General features: G+C 55.1%; 16 protein-coding genes. 12 read left to right on the top strand and 4 right to left on the bottom strand.

Annotated elements, in window-relative coordinates; translation table 11 throughout:
- Positions 1–92: 92 nt before the first annotated feature.
- Positions 93–2,753, top strand: coding sequence for an ATP-binding protein (locus TMES_RS07000; protein ID WP_085580812.1), 2,661 nt, complete (start codon positions 93–95; stop codon positions 2,751–2,753).
- Positions 2,754–2,814: 61 nt separating this feature from the next.
- A complete protein-coding gene (locus TMES_RS07005; RefSeq protein ID WP_085580814.1) occupies positions 2,815–3,327 on the top strand; it encodes a 2-thiouracil desulfurase family protein in 513 nt (170 codons plus the stop codon).
- Between the two features lie 34 nt (positions 3,328–3,361).
- Here the strand turns inward: TMES_RS07005 and TMES_RS07010 are convergent, their stop codons facing one another.
- The gene (locus TMES_RS07010; RefSeq protein ID WP_085580816.1) at positions 3,362–4,132 is read right to left on the bottom strand and encodes a PH domain-containing protein; all 771 of its coding nucleotides are present in this window, start codon (positions 4,130–4,132) and stop codon (positions 3,362–3,364) included.
- A gap of 391 nt (positions 4,133–4,523) precedes the next feature.
- On the opposite strand from TMES_RS07010, the gene TMES_RS07015 reads away from it, so the two are divergent.
- From TMES_RS07015 to alaS, 8 genes are all read left to right on the top strand, one after another.
- Positions 4,524–5,423: a DMT family transporter gene (locus TMES_RS07015; protein WP_085580818.1), complete on the top strand. Its 900-nt coding sequence runs from the start codon at positions 4,524–4,526 to the stop codon at positions 5,421–5,423.
- A gap of 173 nt (positions 5,424–5,596) precedes the next feature.
- Complete coding sequence (locus TMES_RS07020; RefSeq protein WP_143589559.1) at positions 5,597–5,800, top strand: hypothetical protein; 204 nt, start codon at positions 5,597–5,599, stop codon at positions 5,798–5,800.
- Positions 5,797–6,270, top strand: a complete 474-nt coding sequence (gene nikR, locus TMES_RS07025) for a nickel-responsive transcriptional regulator NikR (RefSeq protein WP_085580822.1) — start codon at positions 5,797–5,799, stop codon at positions 6,268–6,270. The genes TMES_RS07020 and nikR overlap by 4 nt, the downstream gene beginning before the upstream one ends.
- 453 nt (positions 6,271–6,723) lie before the next feature.
- Positions 6,724–7,797 carry a recombinase RecA gene (gene recA, locus TMES_RS07030; protein ID WP_085580824.1) on the top strand — a complete coding sequence of 358 codons (1,074 nt, stop codon included), beginning with the start codon at positions 6,724–6,726 and terminating at the stop codon, positions 7,795–7,797.
- Positions 7,798–8,173: 376 nt separating this feature from the next.
- Positions 8,174–8,314 (top strand): entericidin A/B family lipoprotein, encoded by a 141-nt coding sequence (locus TMES_RS07035; RefSeq protein ID WP_085580826.1) that lies wholly within the window; start codon positions 8,174–8,176, stop codon positions 8,312–8,314.
- A 119-nt stretch (positions 8,315–8,433) separates the two neighbouring features.
- A complete protein-coding gene (locus TMES_RS07040; protein WP_425444042.1) occupies positions 8,434–8,613 on the top strand; it encodes a DUF1328 domain-containing protein in 180 nt (59 codons plus the stop codon).
- Positions 8,614–9,199: 586 nt separating this feature from the next.
- Complete coding sequence (locus TMES_RS07045) at positions 9,200–9,340, top strand: entericidin A/B family lipoprotein (protein ID WP_085580830.1); 141 nt, start codon at positions 9,200–9,202, stop codon at positions 9,338–9,340.
- A gap of 111 nt (positions 9,341–9,451) precedes the next feature.
- Positions 9,452–12,106 carry an alanine--tRNA ligase gene (alaS, locus tag TMES_RS07050; RefSeq protein WP_085580832.1) on the top strand — a complete coding sequence of 885 codons (2,655 nt, stop codon included), beginning with the start codon at positions 9,452–9,454 and terminating at the stop codon, positions 12,104–12,106.
- Between the two features lie 92 nt (positions 12,107–12,198).
- Here alaS and TMES_RS07055 read toward each other — a convergent pair whose 3' ends face one another.
- Complete coding sequence (locus TMES_RS07055) at positions 12,199–13,563, bottom strand: DUF2254 domain-containing protein (RefSeq protein WP_085580834.1); 1,365 nt, start codon at positions 13,561–13,563, stop codon at positions 12,199–12,201.
- Between the two features lie 350 nt (positions 13,564–13,913).
- Here TMES_RS07055 and TMES_RS07060 point away from each other — a divergent pair, with 350 nt between their 5' ends.
- Both TMES_RS07060 and TMES_RS07065 read left to right on the top strand, forming a co-directional pair.
- The gene (locus TMES_RS07060) at positions 13,914–14,636 is read left to right on the top strand and encodes a TetR/AcrR family transcriptional regulator (protein ID WP_158091197.1); all 723 of its coding nucleotides are present in this window, start codon (positions 13,914–13,916) and stop codon (positions 14,634–14,636) included.
- 82 nt (positions 14,637–14,718) lie between these two features.
- Complete coding sequence (locus TMES_RS07065; RefSeq protein WP_158091198.1) at positions 14,719–16,056, top strand: MFS transporter; 1,338 nt, start codon at positions 14,719–14,721, stop codon at positions 16,054–16,056.
- A gap of 12 nt (positions 16,057–16,068) precedes the next feature.
- Here TMES_RS07065 and TMES_RS07070 read toward each other — a convergent pair whose 3' ends face one another.
- Complete coding sequence (locus TMES_RS07070; protein ID WP_085580839.1) at positions 16,069–16,929, bottom strand: tetratricopeptide repeat protein; 861 nt, start codon at positions 16,927–16,929, stop codon at positions 16,069–16,071.
- A gap of 36 nt (positions 16,930–16,965) precedes the next feature.
- Positions 16,966–17,622 (bottom strand): helix-turn-helix transcriptional regulator, encoded by a 657-nt coding sequence (locus TMES_RS07075; RefSeq protein WP_211275879.1) that lies wholly within the window; start codon positions 17,620–17,622, stop codon positions 16,966–16,968.
- Between the last annotated feature and the right edge of the window lie 25 nt (positions 17,623–17,647).

The following is a 17,647-nucleotide window of genomic DNA, read 5'->3' on the forward strand; positions in this document are numbered from 1 at the left end:
CGGGCTTGCCAAACTTGCTGGTAGCCAGTGGGGGCAATTACAGCTAAAACTATAGGCTGTCGTAATAAGCTGTTGGTAATAAAGGCGGTGACGTGCTGTTACGGGGGTTAATCCTTGCGGTAAGTGTGGCGTTTGTCGGTTTCATCTATGTCCTGATGCAGGTCATGGCAAAGGCGGGCATTGACGCACGGGTAATGTGGATCATTGGCGCAATGGTCACAGGGGTCGCTGTTTTGGCAGTAGCCATCCTGTCGGTGACGGCGCGCCGCCGCGATGGTGAGCGTGATCTCGCACCGCTTATGTCGGGCTTTGCCACATCGGATATTGGCATCGCCCTGATCGATGCCTATGGCCGTACCCTTTATGCCAACCCGGCCTTCTCGCAAAAACTGGGCATTGAACCCGGCGAAGACATGCTGGCCGCCCTTGAAAGCCGGTTAAGTTTCCTTGATCTTGATGGTGCTGATCTGGTTGATCTGCGCGCGCGTGCCATGCGCGGCGAGTCGGGCGAGGTTTATCTTGATAATGCGCTGGCCCGGTCTGCGGAGGCCACCGAAAAGGGTGCCCGCGCTGCCGATGCGTCTCCCAATGACGATGGCCCGACATCCTATATAGTATCCAGCGCGGATGGCGGCGAAGGCAGTGATGACGAACGCCGTTTGGCAGCACAGGCCACCACCGCAGGCAAAATCCTGCGTTTGTCCGTCACCCCGGCCAATGCCCGGCGCGGGCAAATGTTATGGACTGTCGATGGTGTTGACCCTGCCAGCCGCACAGCCCTGGTGCTGGCACAGGGGCGGCAACTGGCCCTGCAGGATGCCACATCTGTTGCGGCCCATCTGGCCCCGGCGGACCTTCCCGACCAGATCGGCGGTATTTCATCGCATCTGGCAACCGGGTCCAAGGGGTTTGAACATGCCGATCTGATGATCGAACGCCTGCCGGTCGGCGTGTTTGGCCTAGATGAAGATGGCCGTATTCTTTACGTCAATCAGCGCCTGGCAACGTGGCTGGGCGGCAAGCCCGAAGATTACGCCGATGGTGCGGTGGAACTGGCCGACCTGATGGTGGGCGACGGCATGAACGGCGAAGTGCGCCTTAAAGTGCGCGGCGGCGAGCCGATTAAATGTTTTATCACCCATTCCATCAATGCGCCCAATACCGGGCCTATTCGCAGCCAGGCTGTTGTTTTCCCCGACCCGATGCCCGCCCACGAATGGGAACATGCCCTGGCCGAAACAGAACGCCGGGTGCGGTGGTTCTTTGATGACAGTCCGCTTTCGATCATTCTGGCCGATATGAGCGGCACCGTTACCGATGCGAACCGCGCCTTCATTGATACCGCCGGGCAAAAACGCGACAAGGTTATTGGCCGATCCATTCTGGAACTGATCCTGCCCGAGGACCGTGACGATGTGGCGCGCTATTTGTCCAAGGCCGTGATGGGCATGGGCAAGGGTGGCCAGATCGAAGCTCGCCTGCAAGGCTCGCGCGGGGTGGCGGCCCATATTTACCTGCAACGGGTTGCCGGGCGGTCGGGCGAAAGCGGCGCATTGTTGCTTAACTTCCTTGACACCACCGAACAGAAAAACCTCGAGGAACAATTTGCCCAGTCGCAAAAAATGCAGGCTGTGGGGCAATTGGCAGGCGGTGTTGCCCATGATTTCAATAACCTGCTAACCGCCATGATCGGCTTTTGCGATTTGTTGCTGTCGCGCCACGGGCCGGGCGACCCCAGCTTTGCCGATATTATGCAAATAAAGCAAAACGCCAACCGCGCCGCCAATCTGGTGCGCCAGCTTCTGGCGTTTTCGCGTCGGCAAACGCTTCAGCCCAAGGTGATTAACATTACCGATGCGCTGGCCGAAATGTCGAACCTGCTGCGCCGCCTGATTGGTGAAAAGATCGACCTTAAAGTGGCACATGGCCGTGATATTGGGCTGGTCAAGGTGGATCCGGGGCAGCTTGACCAGGTGATTATCAATCTGGTGGTCAATGCACGCGATGCCATGTCGCAGGGCGGCGGCATGCTGGCAATTAAAACCAGCAACGAAATTGTTGATGAAACCAAACATGCCGGGGCTGAAATTATACCGCCCGGCGATTATGTCCGCATCGAAGTCCGCGATACTGGCATTGGTATTCCGAAGGACAATCTGACCCGCATTTTCGAACCGTTCTTTTCCACCAAACAACGCGGCGAAGGCACTGGCCTTGGCCTTTCAACCGTTTATGGCATCGTCAAACAAACGGGCGGTTTTATATCGGTGGAAAGTGAAATGGGTGTGGGCACCACCTTTACCATTTACCTGCCGCGCCATGAAATTACCGCCGAAGAACTGGCCGCCAGCCAGGCTGTAAGCGAAGAAGCCCCGTCACGCGATCTGACCGGCAGCGGGGCGATTTTGCTGGTGGAAGACGAAGACGCCGTTCGCACCTTTGGCGCGCGTGCGCTACGCGGTAAGGGCTATGACGTGCTTGAAGCCAGCAATGGCGACAACGCGCTGGAAGTTCTTGAAAACACCGACAAAACCATCGATCTGGTGATTTCCGATGTGGTGATGCCGGGGCTTGACGGCCCCAGTCTGGTGCGGATATTGCGCGCTGAACGGCCCGATTTGAAGGTGATCTTTATTTCCGGCTATGCCGAAGACACCTACCGCGATGAACTTGACGAAGAAAACGGCGTTCACTTCCTGCCCAAACCTTTCTCGCTCAAGGAACTGGCAACCAAGGTCAAAGAGGTTCTTTAACCCAAAGTGGCACCCGCGATTTAACGGTTTGCGGTAAGCCGCTTTATTCGGAACGGCAGCGATGGTCGCAAAAATCCTGATCAGTTCGTGTTTGTTAGGGGCGCCGGTACGTTATAACGGATCGGCCAAAACCCTGGTCCATGATGCGATTGACCGCTGGCACGGCGAAGGGCGGCTGGTGCCGGTTTGCCCTGAAGTTTCTGCCGGGTTGCCAATCCCGCGTCCGCCTGCCGAAATCGAACAGGGTTATAGTGGCACAGACGTTTTGGTGCGAACGGCGCGTATCGTGGAAAATACCGGTCGCGATGTCAGTGATGAATTTTTATGCGGTGCGCAAAATGCGCTGGCACTTGCAAACACCCATAATTGCCGCTTCGCCTTGTTAACCGATGGCAGCCCGTCATGTGGCAGCAGCTTTATTTATAACGGGCAGTTCACTGGCACACGTCATCGCGGGGTCGGGGCCACGGTGGCCCTGTTGCAAAATCACGGTATTACCGTTTTTGCCAACACGCCCGACGGCATTGCACATCTCGAACAAGCCCTTATTAAACAGGACGATGCATTGATTTAACATTGCATTGTCGTTTAACGCGGTCGCACCGTCCTTAAAACGTATCGCCTTCGGGTGGTAAATTGCGGTTTTGCTGTTGGCTGTCGATAACGGTTTCACGACTGCGCCCGGTAATGTTTACCGGCTCGCCCGCCCGGTGCGATGTCACCCGGCCAAAAAAATCGGAAAGTTCCTTGGCGACTTTTTCCGGTGCTGTCACCTGACGCAGGATAAAGCTGTAACCCAGCCGGTCGGTAATGCGCAAATCGCCAAAATCAAAGATATTGCCAATCACGCTTTTGTAAATCTGGGTGGCCTTGATGGCTTCAAACCCGGTGTCGTCCTGGTCTTTAACGAAAACACCGCTGCGCGTCACAATCCTGTTGTTGGTGATGATACGCTCAAAAAAGAACAGATCGCGGATGGCGGTCAGGGGCAGCAAAATGCTGTCGCGTGCCGCGGCCGTTGAAATGCCAAGGGCACGGCGAAAAAGCCGCCATATAATCGATATCGCGGCAATGATTACGCCAAACAGGGCGATGGAAAAGACAAATTCGTAATTGTTCCATAACCGGTCGAGGGCAGCAAAGGCATCGGGGCCGGTGAACGCAGATTTCAGATAGGGACGCAGAAAATCGTATATCTCGCCGTAATGGTAGGCCGCGAAAATAAGCACCGCCAGCCAGATGATTTTAATGAGGCCGGGCACAAGAATGGACGTTGCCGATAACGGCAAATCCATAATCACCACTTCACCATCATGCAAGTGACGCCGAATGCCCTTAAAGGGTTTGGTGGCGGTGGTGTCGTTGCTGGTCCGGCTCATGGGCACTGTCCTGTGTTATCTGATCGGACCCAACATACTGGCTGGGGCGCATTTCGCAAGGCGCTGCGCGATGCATCGCCTCATCACCGCGCGTGGTTGCCCTTGTCGCTCAAACCGGTTCGTAACATTCCCCTGTTTGTACAGCCTCGGGAAAATATTTCGCAGGTTGCGGGGCGTGGTAATAAACACTTTTAATTATAGTTCCAATGCGGGTTTTTTATTTGGGTTTGTGCATGTCGGCATCGCGGTTGATCGCGGGTATTTATGGCATTTTATATCGGCCCCCTTGTTGGTCCCGGTTGCGAAAATGCCAGATGTGTGATTGAAACGCTTTCCGCTTTTTGCCGCTTTTTCAGACGAGACCCCGCGTCTCCCGCTTGGATGATCCTTGATGATCCCTTTTTTCGGTGAAGCTGCTGCCATGACGGCGGCCCTGTCCTGGGCCACGTCGAGCATGATTTTTTCCAATATTAGCGGCAAGGCCGGGGCGCAAAGCGTTAATCGCGGGCGGTTGCTGTGTTCGATCACCTGCCTGACAATTATTCATTGGCTGGTCGAGGGGCAGCCCTGGCCCCATGCCACCACGCCCCAACAACTGGGCTGGTTAACCTTGTCGTCGGTGCTGGGGCTGGTAATTGGCGATGCGATGCTGTTTCAGGCCTTTGCCATTCTGGGGGCGCGCCTGTCGATGTTGATGATGTCCTCTGTGCCAATTATGGGGACGGTGCTGGCGTGGTTTCTGTTTGACGAGGTGCTTAGCCCCGGCCAAATCGGCGGGGTGGCGTTGGGGGTGGGTGGTATTTTAACCGTGATCATGATCCGCAAGGGGCGCCCGGCCAATTTGGACGGACGGCAATATCTGATTGGTATTTTATGCGGGCTGGGTGGGGCGATGGGGCAGGTTGCCAATCTAATTACGGCGAAATATGCGCTGATTGGCGGCTATTCGGCCCTGTCAGCCACCTGGATCCGCACACTGGTTGCGGTTGTGATTATGTGGGGGCTGGCCGCCCTGACCGGGCGTGTGCGCCGAACGATTATATCTTGCACGGCTGCCGATGTGCGCGGCTGGCTGATGTTGGGCGCATTTATTGGCCCGGCAATGGGGGTGTGGCTGTCGATGCTGGCGGTGCAAAATGCCAATGTCGGTATTGCCAGCACCTTAATGGCGACGCCGCCGGTTTTGCTGATTGTGTATGAAGGCGTGGTTTTGCGCAAACCTGTTGGCTTGCAGGCCATAATGGGCACCTGCATGGCCTTTGCCGGTGTCGCAATCCTGTTCCTGCTGTAACCCGCATCACCAACCGGCAAGACAAAAAAACAGCCATGCTCTGAAAAGAGATGGCTGTTAGGTAATTACAGATGAAATATCTGTGGGACACGAGCAAATGCTTAAATCGGAACGAAAAATCGACAGGGAAGTCGCGGCCCGATCAAGCTTGCAAAGCATATGGGGCACCATCGATGATGTCACCCAAAGTATTGGAAATGTTTGAATTTGTCAGATTGTCACAAATGCTGTTGCGGCAAGCCCGGTGTGCGGTGCGAAGTTTGATTGAAACATTTGCCATCCTCTGTGACATTAGCGCTCGCATGGATATGTCCGGTTCGGGGCTTGTCCTTGCCCTTGATGCAGGATGGATGAATTTTGAAAGGAACTTTGGATGACGCGCGTTACCGTCTCGATCGAAGATGATTTGATGTCGGCGTTCGACGCATTTCTGGACGGGCGCGGCTATACCAACCGGTCCGAAGGATTTCGCGATTTAATCCGCGAAAAACTGCAACAGGAACAACTGGCCGAAGACAAAAACGGCAGCGGCATTGCCGTTTTGAATTATGTCTATGACCACGAAGAACGCATGCTGGCCAGCCGTCTGATGTCGGCCCAGCACGAACATCATGACATGACGGTTTCCACGGTTCATTTTCATATTGACCATGATACCTGCCTTGAAATTGTGACCCTGAAAGGCAAGCTCGGCGATATTCGTAAATTCGCCGATCAAATTCTGGCCCAGCCCGGTGTGCGCCACGGTAGCCTTTATACCGTGCCCGGTGAAGTGCATGTCGAAGCCCATCGCCACGGCGAGGATGGGCACACCCACAAGCACGAACATCTTAAAATCACCACCTGATCGCGGAACCCGTGTGTTGATGTAAACGTTCACAGGGCGAATCTGCATATTTCCACATTTTAATCGCCGATATGGTCGGTGTGTTTGTTGCCCGCATGGCCTGTCATTGTCTTGCGGGCAGGAACGCAAAACATTTCCGGCATATCGGGCAAAAACACGGGCTGGTCGCGTTGCCTTTGCCGATAATGCGGGCAAGCTGCTGTTTTAGAACATGATTTTGCAGGTTCCGGGTTGGTTGCGCATTCGGGTGCGAACAAAATGTGAAACACGCCGCGATTTTATTAGGACTTTTAACGTATAGGGCGAGAACAAACTTGAAACATCTGTAGGTCTGTGTCAGTGTTCCTCAAATGTTCTTTGGGGCTGGTCCCTGCGGTGGCGTTCCGCACAAAGGGCCTGGGAACCGCCTGCGTTGCATCAAACCCGGGCCTGTGGAATAAGAGAGTTCAAGCGATGATTCAGACCGCGCTGCAATTGGTGGATAAGGATACTATGGATAAGCAGAAAGCACTTGAAGCCGCCCTTGGGCAGATCGAACGCGCCTTTGGCAAAGGTTCGATCATGAAACTGGGGCAGCGCGGCAGTGTTATAGACATTTCGGCAATTTCTACCGGTTCGCTCGGGCTCGATATCGCGCTCGGCATCGGGGGATTGCCCAAAGGCCGTATTGTTGAAATTTATGGCCCGGAAAGCTCGGGTAAAACCACTTTGGCGCTGCATGTGATTGCCGAAGCCCAAAAAGCCGGTGGTACCTGCGCCTTTGTCGATGCCGAACATGCCCTTGACCCGGGATATGCCCGCAAGCTTGGCGTTAATGTCGACGAATTGTTGATTTCGCAGCCCGATGCCGGGGAACAGGCTCTGGAAATTTCCGACACGCTGGTGCGTTCTGGCGCGATTGATGTGCTGGTGGTCGATTCCGTGGCCGCCCTTGTCCCGCGCGCTGAACTTGAAGGCGAAATGGGCGACACCCATGTCGGCTTGCAGGCCCGCTTGATGAGCCAGGCCTTGCGCAAACTGACCAGCTCGGTGTCTCGCTCGAACTGCATGGTTATCTTTATTAACCAGATCCGTATGAAAATTGGCGTGATGTTTGGCAGCCCGGAAACCACGACCGGTGGTAACGCGCTTAAATTTTATGCCTCTGTCCGTCTTGATATTCGCCGTATCGGCCAGATCAAGGACCGCGACGAGGTTGTGGGCAACCAGACCCGTGTCAAAGTTGTCAAAAACAAAATGGCTGCGCCGTTCAAACAGGTCGAATTTGACATCATGTATGGCGAAGGCGTTTCCAAGATGGGCGAAATCCTTGATCTGGGCGTCAAAGCCGGGATTGTGGAAAAATCGGGCTCGTGGTTTTCCTATAATTCCACCCGGGTTGGCCAGGGGCGTGAAAACGCCAAAAACTTCCTGCGCGACAACCCCGAAATGTCCAACGAGATTGAACGTGCGATCCGTGAAAGTGCCGGTTTGATCGCCGAAAGCATGACCAATTTGAGCGAAGACGAAGTCAGCAACGATGACTAGGTTTTCAACGACGACGACGACTAGGTTTTCAGCGACGACCTTTTAATTCTGATATTGCCAGTTACGATAAACGGGTGCCTTTAACAGGTGCCCGTTTTTTTATGCGCAATTCACCGGTACGCGGTCCGTGTCAGGGCTTTTATCTATCGGTTCTGCGGGGTCATTGTCGATCATGCAAGGGAACCGATTATGCCCCAAAATGATCATTTTTTGCCTCAATGGCTAAATACTGCGGTTTTTGAAGCATTTTCCAAGCGGTAAGCCCCGAAATGCCCGATCAGCGTGTTTTTCATCAGGAACAAGCAACCCGCCTTTGCGTTCGAGTAAGTGTGTAGAAAATACAAATACTCTCAAGATCAAGGATCAGGAGAAAACCATGTCTACTTTCTTAAAGCGCTTTTTTGCTCTGGCCATCATTGCCGGTTTTGGCATGGGGCTGGCCGCCTGCGAAACCGCCGATGGTTTTGGCAAGGATGTTGAAAAGCTGGGTGATAACATTCAGGACGGTGCCAACTGATCCTTTTCGGGCATATGCTCGCAACTGATCTGGTGTGGCTAACGACTGGCATAAGATTAAACAGAAAACACGGGCAAACTGTGCCAGTCGCCTGAAAATATAATAACAACAGGAGAATTATGATGCTTGGTTGGGCAATTTTCTGTCTTGTCTTGGCATTGCTGGCAGCCGTTCTTGGTTTTGGCGGGCTTGCCGGGACATTTGTCGGGATTGCAAAGATTTTGTTCTTTGTCTTTATTGTGCTGTTTCTGGTGTCGTTGCTGGTCAACGCCCTGCGGGGGCGCCGCCCGCCAGTCTAGGCCGATAACATAACAGGCGAACATGTTTTTGGTCGTCGACAACAATAAAAACGGGCCCCTTGCGGGCTCGTTTTTTTGTGTTTGTCCCGGCCTTTTTGCCAATATCGCGGTCTGCTTTCGTAATATACCGCAATTCCTTCCAAAAAATCGGTCCCCGGTAAAGGCTGCCTCCGCGATTTTTGTAGGGTGAAGTCATGATTTTGTTATATTTTGCGCATTAGAGCATATTTCCTTTAATAAGACCCATTCTGTTTGATTTTGACGTGCCGTTTGGCAAGGCACAGCGCGCCGCGCGATGCGGCGCATCGCGCAAGCGGTGTAACGCCGCCAAATGCCGTCAAAATTAAACCCTACGGGCCCGCGCATTCTTCTGCTCGGTTACGTCGAAATCCTTGTCCGTAACCCCGTTACGCCCTGCGGACTTCTCCTTGTCGAGCAGCAGAATGCGCGGGCAGAATGGGTCTTATTAAAGGAAATATGCTCTAATCAAATGCAGAACGATGCAGGCAGCCCGACGGGGCGGTTGCGCAGATCGTTGATGTTTTTGGATTAACAGGCTGTGAGCGAAAGCAGGAGAAGACGGGCGATGGAAAGACGGATCCGCAATGTGATGGCGATTCTGTTGATGGTGGCGTTTGGTGTGGCGCTGGCGGGGTGTGAAACCGCTGACGGGTTTGGCAAGGATCTGGAAAAACTGGGTCAGAAAATACAGGACAAGTCGAATTAAGGCATCTCATGGCGTGCCGACTGGACACGCCGCCGCGCAACCGTTAAACAGTGCAGTCCCGACCCTGCGATGGCAGGGGGGATTGTTCCGCGTTTTCCGGGTTGGAGAGAGATGCAGACCGTTAACGATATTCGCACCACGTTTTTGGAATTTTTCCGCAAGAACGGCCACGAGGTCGTATCTTCCAGCCCGCTGGTGCCGCGCAATGACCCGACCCTGATGTTTACCAACGCAGGGATGGTGCAGTTTAAAAATGTTTTCACCGGGCAGGAGCATCGCGATTATACGCGCGCGACCACCTCGCAGAAATGCGTGCGGGCCGGGGGCAAACATAACGACCTTGAAAATGTCGGGCACACCGCGCGCCATCACACCTTCTTTGAAATGCTGGGCAACTTTTCGTTCGGTGATTATTTCAAGGAAGATGCGATTGAATTCGCCTGGAACCTGATCACCAGGGAATACGGCCTCCCGGCAGATAAATTGCTGGTTACCGTCTATCATACCGATGACGAGGCTCATTCCCTGTGGAAGAAAATCGGCGGGCTGTCTGATGACCGCATCATCCGCATCCCGACATCAGATAATTTCTGGTCGATGGGCGATACCGGCCCCTGTGGCCCGTGTTCGGAAATTTTCTTTGACCATGGCGATCACATCTGGGGTGGCCCTCCGGGCAGTGCCAATGAAGATGGTGACCGTTTCATCGAAATATGGAACCTGGTGTTCATGCAATATGAACAACTGGCCAATGGCACCCGTCTCGACCTGCCCAAACCGTCAATCGATACTGGCATGGGACTGGAACGTGTTGCCGCCGTTTTGCAAGGCAAACACGACAATTACGACATCGATTTGATGCGCGCCCTGGTCGAAGCCTCGGCCGATGTCACCCATACCGACCCCGATGGCCCGTTTAATGTGTCGCACCGCGTGGTTGCCGACCATTTGCGTTCCACCAGCTTTTTGATTGCCGATGGTGTTTTGCCGTCCAATGCCGGTCGCGGCAACGTTTTGCGCCGGATTATGCGCCGTGCCATGCGCCATTTGCACATGATCGGCACCAAAGAACCGCTGATGTACAAAATGGTTCCCGCCCTTGTGCGCAAAATGGGGGCCGCTTACCCCGAACTGGTCCGTGCCCAGGCCTTGATCGAAGAAACCCTCAAGCTTGAAGAACATGGCTTTAAAACCATGCTTGATCGTGGTTTGAAAATGCTCGACGACGCCACCCTTGATATGGGGGCCGGTGCCGTATTGCCGGGCGAAGTCGCGTTCAAACTGTATGATACCTATGGCTTCCCGCTTGATCTGACGGCGGATGCATTAAAACCCCGCAAGATCGAAATTGACGAAAGCGGTTTTTCATCGGCCATGGCCGAACAAAAGGCCAAGGCCCGTGCCGCATGGTCGGGCTCTGGCGAAGCCGCAACCGAGGAAGTCTGGTTTGACCTGAACGACCGTTTGGGGGCGACCGAATTTTTGGGTTATGAAACCGAAAGTGCCGAAGGCGTTTTGACCGCCATTATCGTTGATGGCACCGAAGTTGACGCGGCCAAAGCGGGCGACACCGTTGCCATTTTGGCCAACCAGACACCGTTTTTTGGAGAATCGGGTGGTCAGCAAGGCGATGCCGGTGTGATCAAAACTGCCAGTGGTGCGGTGATTGAAATTGCCGATACCCAGAAAAAACTGGGCAGCCTGCATGTTCATATGGGCAAGGTTGTTTCGGGCGAGATCAAAACCGGCGACGAAGCCGGGTTCAAGGTCGATCATACCCGCCGCGCCAGCCTGCGCGCCAACCATTCGGCAACGCATTTGTTGCATGCTGTGATGCGCAAACATCTGGGCGGCCATGTCACCCAGAAAGGCTCGCTGGTGGCACCGGACCGCTTGCGGTTTGACGTATCGCACCCCAAGCCGGTCACCGCCGAAGAAATTGCCGTGATCGAAGCCGATGTAAACCGCCTTGTTCGTGAAAATACCGAAGTCGTCACCCGTTTGATGACCCCGGATGAAGCGATTGAGATCGGAGCGATGGCGTTGTTTGGCGAAAAATACGGCGATGAAGTGCGTGTTGTCTCCATGGGCCTGCCCGAAGACAAAACCTATGCCTATTCGCTGGAACTGTGCGGGGGCACCCATGTCAAACGCACCGGCGATATTGGCCAGTTTAAAATTGTCTCCGAAGGGGCGGTTTCCAGTGGCGTGCGCCGGATCGAAGCCCTGTGCGGGGCCGACGCGGCGAATTACATGGGCAATCGCGACCGCCTGTTACAGGTGATTGCCGGTGATTTGAAAGCCACCCCTGAAGACGTGCCCGAACGGGTGCGCGCCCTTCAGGACGAACGCCGCCGTCTCGAACGCGAAGTTTCCGATTTGCGCAAAAAGCTGGCAACCGGCGGAGCCGGGGGCGCGGGTGGCAGCGAAGGTTTCAAGGAAATCAACGGGGTTAAAACCGCGTTTAAGGTTCTGGAAGGTATTCCGGCCAAGGAACTTAAAGGCATGGTCGATGAATTACGTAGCCAGATGGGGTCGGGCATTGCTGCCCTGATCGCCCTTGATGGTGGCAAGGCATCGATTGTGGTTGGCATGACCGAAGATCTGGTTAACACCCATAACGCAGTGGATTTACTGCGCATTGGTGTGGCCGAGCTGGGTGGCAAGGGTGGCGGTGGCCGCCCCGACATGGCCCAGGGCGGTGGACCCGATGGCGACAAGGCCGCACAGGCCCTTGCCGCGATTGAAGCCAAACTTGGTGCCTGAGCCCGCAAAAACAGCTTTTACCGGTTTCGCCGGTCTTTAAATTAAAACCCCGCCATTCATTTTTGTTATGGCGGGGTTTTTGTGTCGGGATGTCAGGTTTGGCCCGGCGTTAGCGGCGTTTCATGCCATTTGGCACTATAGCGCAGCACCCGGCGGGCGGCGTTTTCGACATCGCGGCAGTCATCGGGTTCGCCAATTTCGCGTCGGGCAGTATTGATAAGGATTTTGGCCTGACGGCGGATTTCGTCGCGTTGGCGATCGGTACGAATAAAGGGAATAAGCCCTTCGAGAACCTCGGCAATCGGAATCAGCACATCGGGTTTTTTAACGGCCGCCTGCCGGATCTGGTCAATGGCGGCCCCTAACATGCCGCTAAAATCGGAAACCGGGCCGCTTAACCGGGCGATTTGATGTTCGTCCATCCATAAACCGGCGGGATAAACAAACGCCAGCGTTTCGCGCATGGCCCGGCCCAGCCGATAAACCGATGCGATGGCAGTGAACGGGTCGTTAATGCCGGGCGACAGGGCACGCACGGCAATTTCAACGATCTGGCGCAGGGAAAATTCGATATCGAGGGCGGCTGTGCGGTAATTGCCGATCATCACTGTTTTGGCCACATCGTTTTGAAGGGCAGGGCGCAGCGTTTCGATATGTTGCGGATCGCCGCAAATGCGGCCGATAATTTCATCCTTGATGACGTGTTCGCCGGGTTGGCGAATAAGCTCGACGCTGGCATGGCGGGCGGCAATTTTTTTGCATAACCCGTCATAATCAATGCCCTGAATATAGCCCGATCGCGCCGCCTGAATGGCAAATTGCGGGGCAATTTCGGGTGCCGCAGAAATGGTGGTGGCGGCATTTCGCGCCTCGATGACGGCATGGCCCAACCGGTCATGGGTTTCGGCAATGATGCTTTCTAACCGGTCGCCCACCTCGATAATGACCTGATCAGCGACAATGGATCGGCCCAGATGATGAACAAAAACGATCAGGGTGAACAGGCTGATGATAAACATCAGCGCCCCGGTCAGCCCGGCAAGTTGCGCGACCGCATTCTGGTCCTTCACATCGCCCATCATTAAAAGGGCGGTGACCAGAAACGTGATATTGGCAACAAAAATGCCGATCACGCTTTGCGTCGCCTGATCGCCAAGAAAATTACGGATCAGGCGCGGCCCCAGATTTTGTGCCGCCAGTGTCAGCACCACCATCGTGATCGACAAGGCCAGGGTAAACATCGTTACCAGGGCCGGTAACAACATGCCGACCATGCTGCGTACCTGGTTGACATCGGCAAAAATTGGCCAGAACGGCGAAAACAGCTGACGAACCATGGTCACGGGAAGCACCATGATGCACGCGGCCAGCAATGCGCCCATCACGCCAAATAATAATGGTAAAAGCCAAAGACTGTGCCGAAGAGGTTCCCAGATACGGATCAGGCGTTCAAACATTTGGTTTTCCCAGTGTCACCCGCGGGTGATGAAAATGATGGCACAATCGGCGCGGGTTTGTTGGCCTGTGCAAACCAATATAAAGCTGAACGTTTTCCAATCGTTGCGGTTCCCCGCACCGTGTGGCAATAGCAGTTTAACCCGCAAAACCGGCACATCGCCTGCGTCGGCCCGCCGAATGTAAATGTCGGTTATCGCCTTTTGCCGGGCCCATCATGCCATGAAACAGCACCGCGCACCTGACCATTCTTGCAGTTTTTCGCACCTTCAAATCTGGTTTGCAAAAAAGACCCTTGCCGCAAACCAAAAAATGAACAAAATTCGATTTTTAATCATTTTATAGGTTGGCCGTGAAACAGGAAAAAAGGCAGCAGCGCGAGAAGGAAATTCTTGATTGCGCCCGCACCCTGATTGGCCAACACGGTTTTTTCGATTTGAAAATGTCGGATCTGGCGCGCGCGGCGGGGATTTCGGTGGGCACGCTTTATGTTCATTTCGCCAGCAAGGAAGATTTATTGCTGGGTTTGGCCATGTGGGCGGGTGCCGGGCGCACGGCCTATTTGCAAACCGCTCGACAGCATGATGGCCCGGCGTTGGAAAAATTCATCGTCGCCAGCTTGCTTGATATTTTGTTTTCCATCGAAAATCCCGACCTGTTTGAAATGGAATATCTCGCCATGTCGCCCTCGATCTGGCAGCGCGCGACGCATGGCCGCCATCAGGATTTTTTGCGCAAGGTCAGCGACGCCACCCGCATGTTTCAGGAATTTCTCGATCAGGCGGCACCGGTTCTGGGCGAAAACTATTCCCGCGATCGCGGGCGGACCCTTAATCTGGGCAGTTGGGCCTTGTCCTTTGGCATGAATGCGCTGGCCCTTTCCGAAATTACCGATGCCCATTATGGCCGCTTGTTGCGCGAAAACGCGCTGCCCACATTTTGCGATGGCCTAACCGCCATGCTGGTCGGGGCAGGCTGGCAGGCCGACACGGCGCACAGCGTTATTTACGGCCTTGGTCAGCATTACATGCCCCAACATTTCGCGCGGGTGCCTTTGGCCGATGCGGGCGGTTAACGCCTCGCGCCCCTGTTTCGTTGCCACCGTGCTTTTAACGTTTTAAAACAAAGTCGTCTCCATGCCCCAGGAACGTAAATTAATGATCGCGGTCTTTTTGACCGTTATGTTTGGCTTCGCCGGGTTCAGCCTGCCTTATCCGGTATTCGGGCCGATGTTTTTAAAACCCGAACTGGGCTTTCTGGATCCGTCCATTCCGGTTGAATATCGCCCGTTTTTGCTGGGCATCGCCATTGCCCTTTATCCCGTCGGCCAGTTTATCGGCGCGCCGTGGCTGGGCCGCTGGTCAGACCGGATCGGGCGGCGCCCTGTATTATTAGGCTCGTTGGCCGGGGCGGCAGCGGGTTATCTGGTAACCTCATTGGGGGTTGCCATTGCCAGCCTGCCTTTGTTGCTGGCCGGGCGGTTTTTGTCGGGCCTGTGCGAGGGCAATATGGCAATTGCCCAGTCCATCACATCGGATATCAGCACACCGAAAACCAAGGTTCGCAATTTTGGCCTGATCACGGTAGCGATTAATATCGGCTGGATCATCGGGCCATTGCTGGGCGGGTTTTTGTCTGACCCCGATATTTACGACGGTTTTAATGTCTCGTGGCCGTTCTTTTTTGCCGCGGGCATGTTCGGGGTTAATTTACTGGTAGTGTTTTTTACCCTGCGCATTCCCGACTATGCCCGCCGCCGCAAGGATGACGAAACGGCCAACACCGTGCGCGTGGCAGAAGGTGCCGCGGGGCCGGTCAGCGCGGTTGAACTTTCGGCCACTGCCGAGGCGGTCGTGGTCGAACCTGCGGGTGACGCAGCATTTCGCCCCCGGACCGTCTGGCAAACGGTGTGTGACAAAAAGCTGCTGCCGGGTTTTGTCATTTCATTTTTCAGCTATGTCGCGGTTTATGTCTTTTTTGCTTTTTTCGGGGTTTACCTGGTGCAGACGCACGATGTCAGCAGTTCGTTCCTGGGGACTTGTTCTGCGATTATCTCGGTGCCGCTGATTGCGGCGGGTTTGCTGGTGGAACCGGCACGTAAACGTGTCGGCCTTGCCGGGGTAAGTGTGGTGGCGCATGTGTTTTTGGGTGTTGGCATGATTACGTTTTTGCTGCCCGACGGGCTGGTCTGGATTTTTGTGCCAATGTCGCTGGCGGCCTTTGGCATAGCCTGGTGCGAGGTCACCACCAGCCTGTTTATTTCCGATGCAGCAGGCCCGCATGAACAAGGCCAGGCATTGGGGGTTTACCGCTCCGCCCATGTGATGGCCGAGGCCGTCGCCGTGCTGGTCGGCGGCTTATTATCGGGCCAATCGCCGCAATCGCCGTTTTTCATGGGCTTTGTTGCCGCCATGATGTGTGTGGCGGGCATCATGGCATGGAAACGTGCTGTGCCCGAACTTGGCAAAAATGCGGGCGATGGGGCGGCACATTAAAAGACCGGTAGCCTAAACAATGGTCGACATTGTCATGGCACCTGCCGCTAAATACTGGCGTTGCCCGGCGTCATCGGTGTTGGCTTCGGAGGCAAGTAAACCTTCGGCCAGATGATAAAGCTGGGAAATGGTGGCGTTGCGTGCGCCGTCTTGCGGGGCGTCGGCATCGGCTTGCAGGGCGGCGTCCCATGCCGGTTGGGCGCGGTCTTCGCCCAGAACGGTCAGGGCAATGGCGCGGTTGGCAAGGGCGGTGGCCGATGTGGGGTTGGTTTGCAAGGCACGGTCAAAATATTCCAGCGCGGAATGATAATCACCGTCGAGCATTTCCAGCCGGCCCAGATCATTCAGGCAGGCCAGCGACCGTGGCGTCATGCGCAACAGCTGTTCAAGGGCGCGGCGTTCGCCGTCGCTGTCTTTTGCTGCCCGGTAACACAGCGCAATCATATGATGGATCATGCCATCGCCAGGGCGCAAACGCGATGCACTGTGAAAATCGGCCAAGGCGGTGCGATGGCGCCCCAGTTCAAGCTGTGCCATGCCATGTGCAGTTAACAAATCGGGGTCGCCGGGGTTGCTGCGCAGGGCGACGTCAAGGTTATTCAAGGCTTCGCGCGGTTTGCCCGACAGCAAATAAACCTCGGCCAGTTGTTGCAGGGCCAGTTGATGGGCGGGGTCAGCGCGCAGCACACTGCGATATTCGTAAATCGATTCGGTTAAGTTGCCGCGCCGGTGCAGGGCTTCGGCCAGGCCAAAGCGGGCGGGCAGATCGTGTTGATTGTGGCCCAGTGTTTGGCGCAACATATTGATCGCGGCGTCATATTGCCCCTGTGCCAGGGCTTCCAACCCCATTTTGGTAAAATCTGCCGAGGTCATGTGCGGGTATCCTGTTTTGTAATAGGCGGGGCGATGTCAGGGGCGATCATAAATACGATACGCGCATCGCCGCGCACCTGCCAGAATATGATCGGTGCGCTCCACAATAACATCCGCGCCCAGAACCGATTGAAACACATCAAGTTCCTTTGCGCAAAGCGCGCGGCACGCCGATGCCGCCGAACAGATCGGGCAGTGGTTTTCCACCAAAAGCAAGGTGCCATCGGCGTCGCGCAGGGTGGCGGCCATATATCCCTCGGCATCACGCGCGGCGGCAAGGGCGTTGACCCGTGATTCCAGGTCGGGCGGGCAATTTTGCAGCCGGGTCTGGTATATCATTTTTTGCTGTTCGGCCCGGGCCGCAACAATGCGCGCCAGCCCCTCTTCGCCAAAACTGTCGCGCATACAATCAATTAACGACACGGCGAGTTCCTGATGCCCATCGGGAAAGGCGGTGTTTGAATGTGCAGTCAGCGCCCACAATTTCGCAGGGCGACCCTTGGGCGAGGCGATTTGCTGTTCGCCAACCATGCCCTGATCGGCAAGCGTTTTTAAATGCTGGCGCACCGCCATCGACGACACGCCAAGCGATACCGCCATATGGTCGGCACGGGCCGGGCCGTTGGCCTTTAACATATCAAGGATGGCGCGGCGGGTTTCCCCGTCGGCGGCTTTGGGATTACGTTTTGTCATCATCCTTTTATAAAGAAAATTCTAT

The organism is Thalassospira mesophila (assembly GCF_002115755.1).
Lineage (GTDB): Bacteria > Pseudomonadota > Alphaproteobacteria > Rhodospirillales > Thalassospiraceae > Thalassospira > Thalassospira mesophila.

What these genes read in the sequence shown, in the direction of transcription:
- TMES_RS07070 (WP_085580839.1), bottom strand. Translation starts at nt 16,929, where the DNA reads ATGACCTCGGCAGATTTTACCAAAATGGGGTTGGAAGCCCTGGCACAG.
- nikR (WP_085580822.1), top strand. Translation starts at nt 5,797, where the DNA reads ATGACGCGCGTTACCGTCTCGATCGAAGATGATTTGATGTCGGCGTTC.
- TMES_RS07010 (WP_085580816.1), bottom strand. Translation starts at nt 4,132, where the DNA reads ATGAGCCGGACCAGCAACGACACCACCGCCACCAAACCCTTTAAGGGC.
- TMES_RS07035 (WP_085580826.1), top strand. Translation starts at nt 8,174, where the DNA reads ATGTCTACTTTCTTAAAGCGCTTTTTTGCTCTGGCCATCATTGCCGGT.
- alaS (WP_085580832.1), top strand. Translation starts at nt 9,452, where the DNA reads ATGCAGACCGTTAACGATATTCGCACCACGTTTTTGGAATTTTTCCGC.
- TMES_RS07005 (WP_085580814.1), top strand. Translation starts at nt 2,815, where the DNA reads ATGGTCGCAAAAATCCTGATCAGTTCGTGTTTGTTAGGGGCGCCGGTA.
- TMES_RS07045 (WP_085580830.1), top strand. Translation starts at nt 9,200, where the DNA reads ATGGAAAGACGGATCCGCAATGTGATGGCGATTCTGTTGATGGTGGCG.
- TMES_RS07055 (WP_085580834.1), bottom strand. Translation starts at nt 13,563, where the DNA reads ATGTTTGAACGCCTGATCCGTATCTGGGAACCTCTTCGGCACAGTCTT.
- recA (WP_085580824.1), top strand. Translation starts at nt 6,724, where the DNA reads ATGATTCAGACCGCGCTGCAATTGGTGGATAAGGATACTATGGATAAG.
- TMES_RS07065 (WP_158091198.1), top strand. Translation starts at nt 14,719, where the DNA reads ATGATCGCGGTCTTTTTGACCGTTATGTTTGGCTTCGCCGGGTTCAGC.
- TMES_RS07015 (WP_085580818.1), top strand. Translation starts at nt 4,524, where the DNA reads ATGATCCCTTTTTTCGGTGAAGCTGCTGCCATGACGGCGGCCCTGTCC.
- TMES_RS07040 (WP_425444042.1), top strand. Translation starts at nt 8,434, where the DNA reads ATGATGCTTGGTTGGGCAATTTTCTGTCTTGTCTTGGCATTGCTGGCA.
- TMES_RS07020 (WP_143589559.1), top strand. Translation starts at nt 5,597, where the DNA reads ATGATGTCACCCAAAGTATTGGAAATGTTTGAATTTGTCAGATTGTCA.
- TMES_RS07075 (WP_211275879.1), bottom strand. Translation starts at nt 17,622, where the DNA reads ATGACAAAACGTAATCCCAAAGCCGCCGACGGGGAAACCCGCCGCGCC.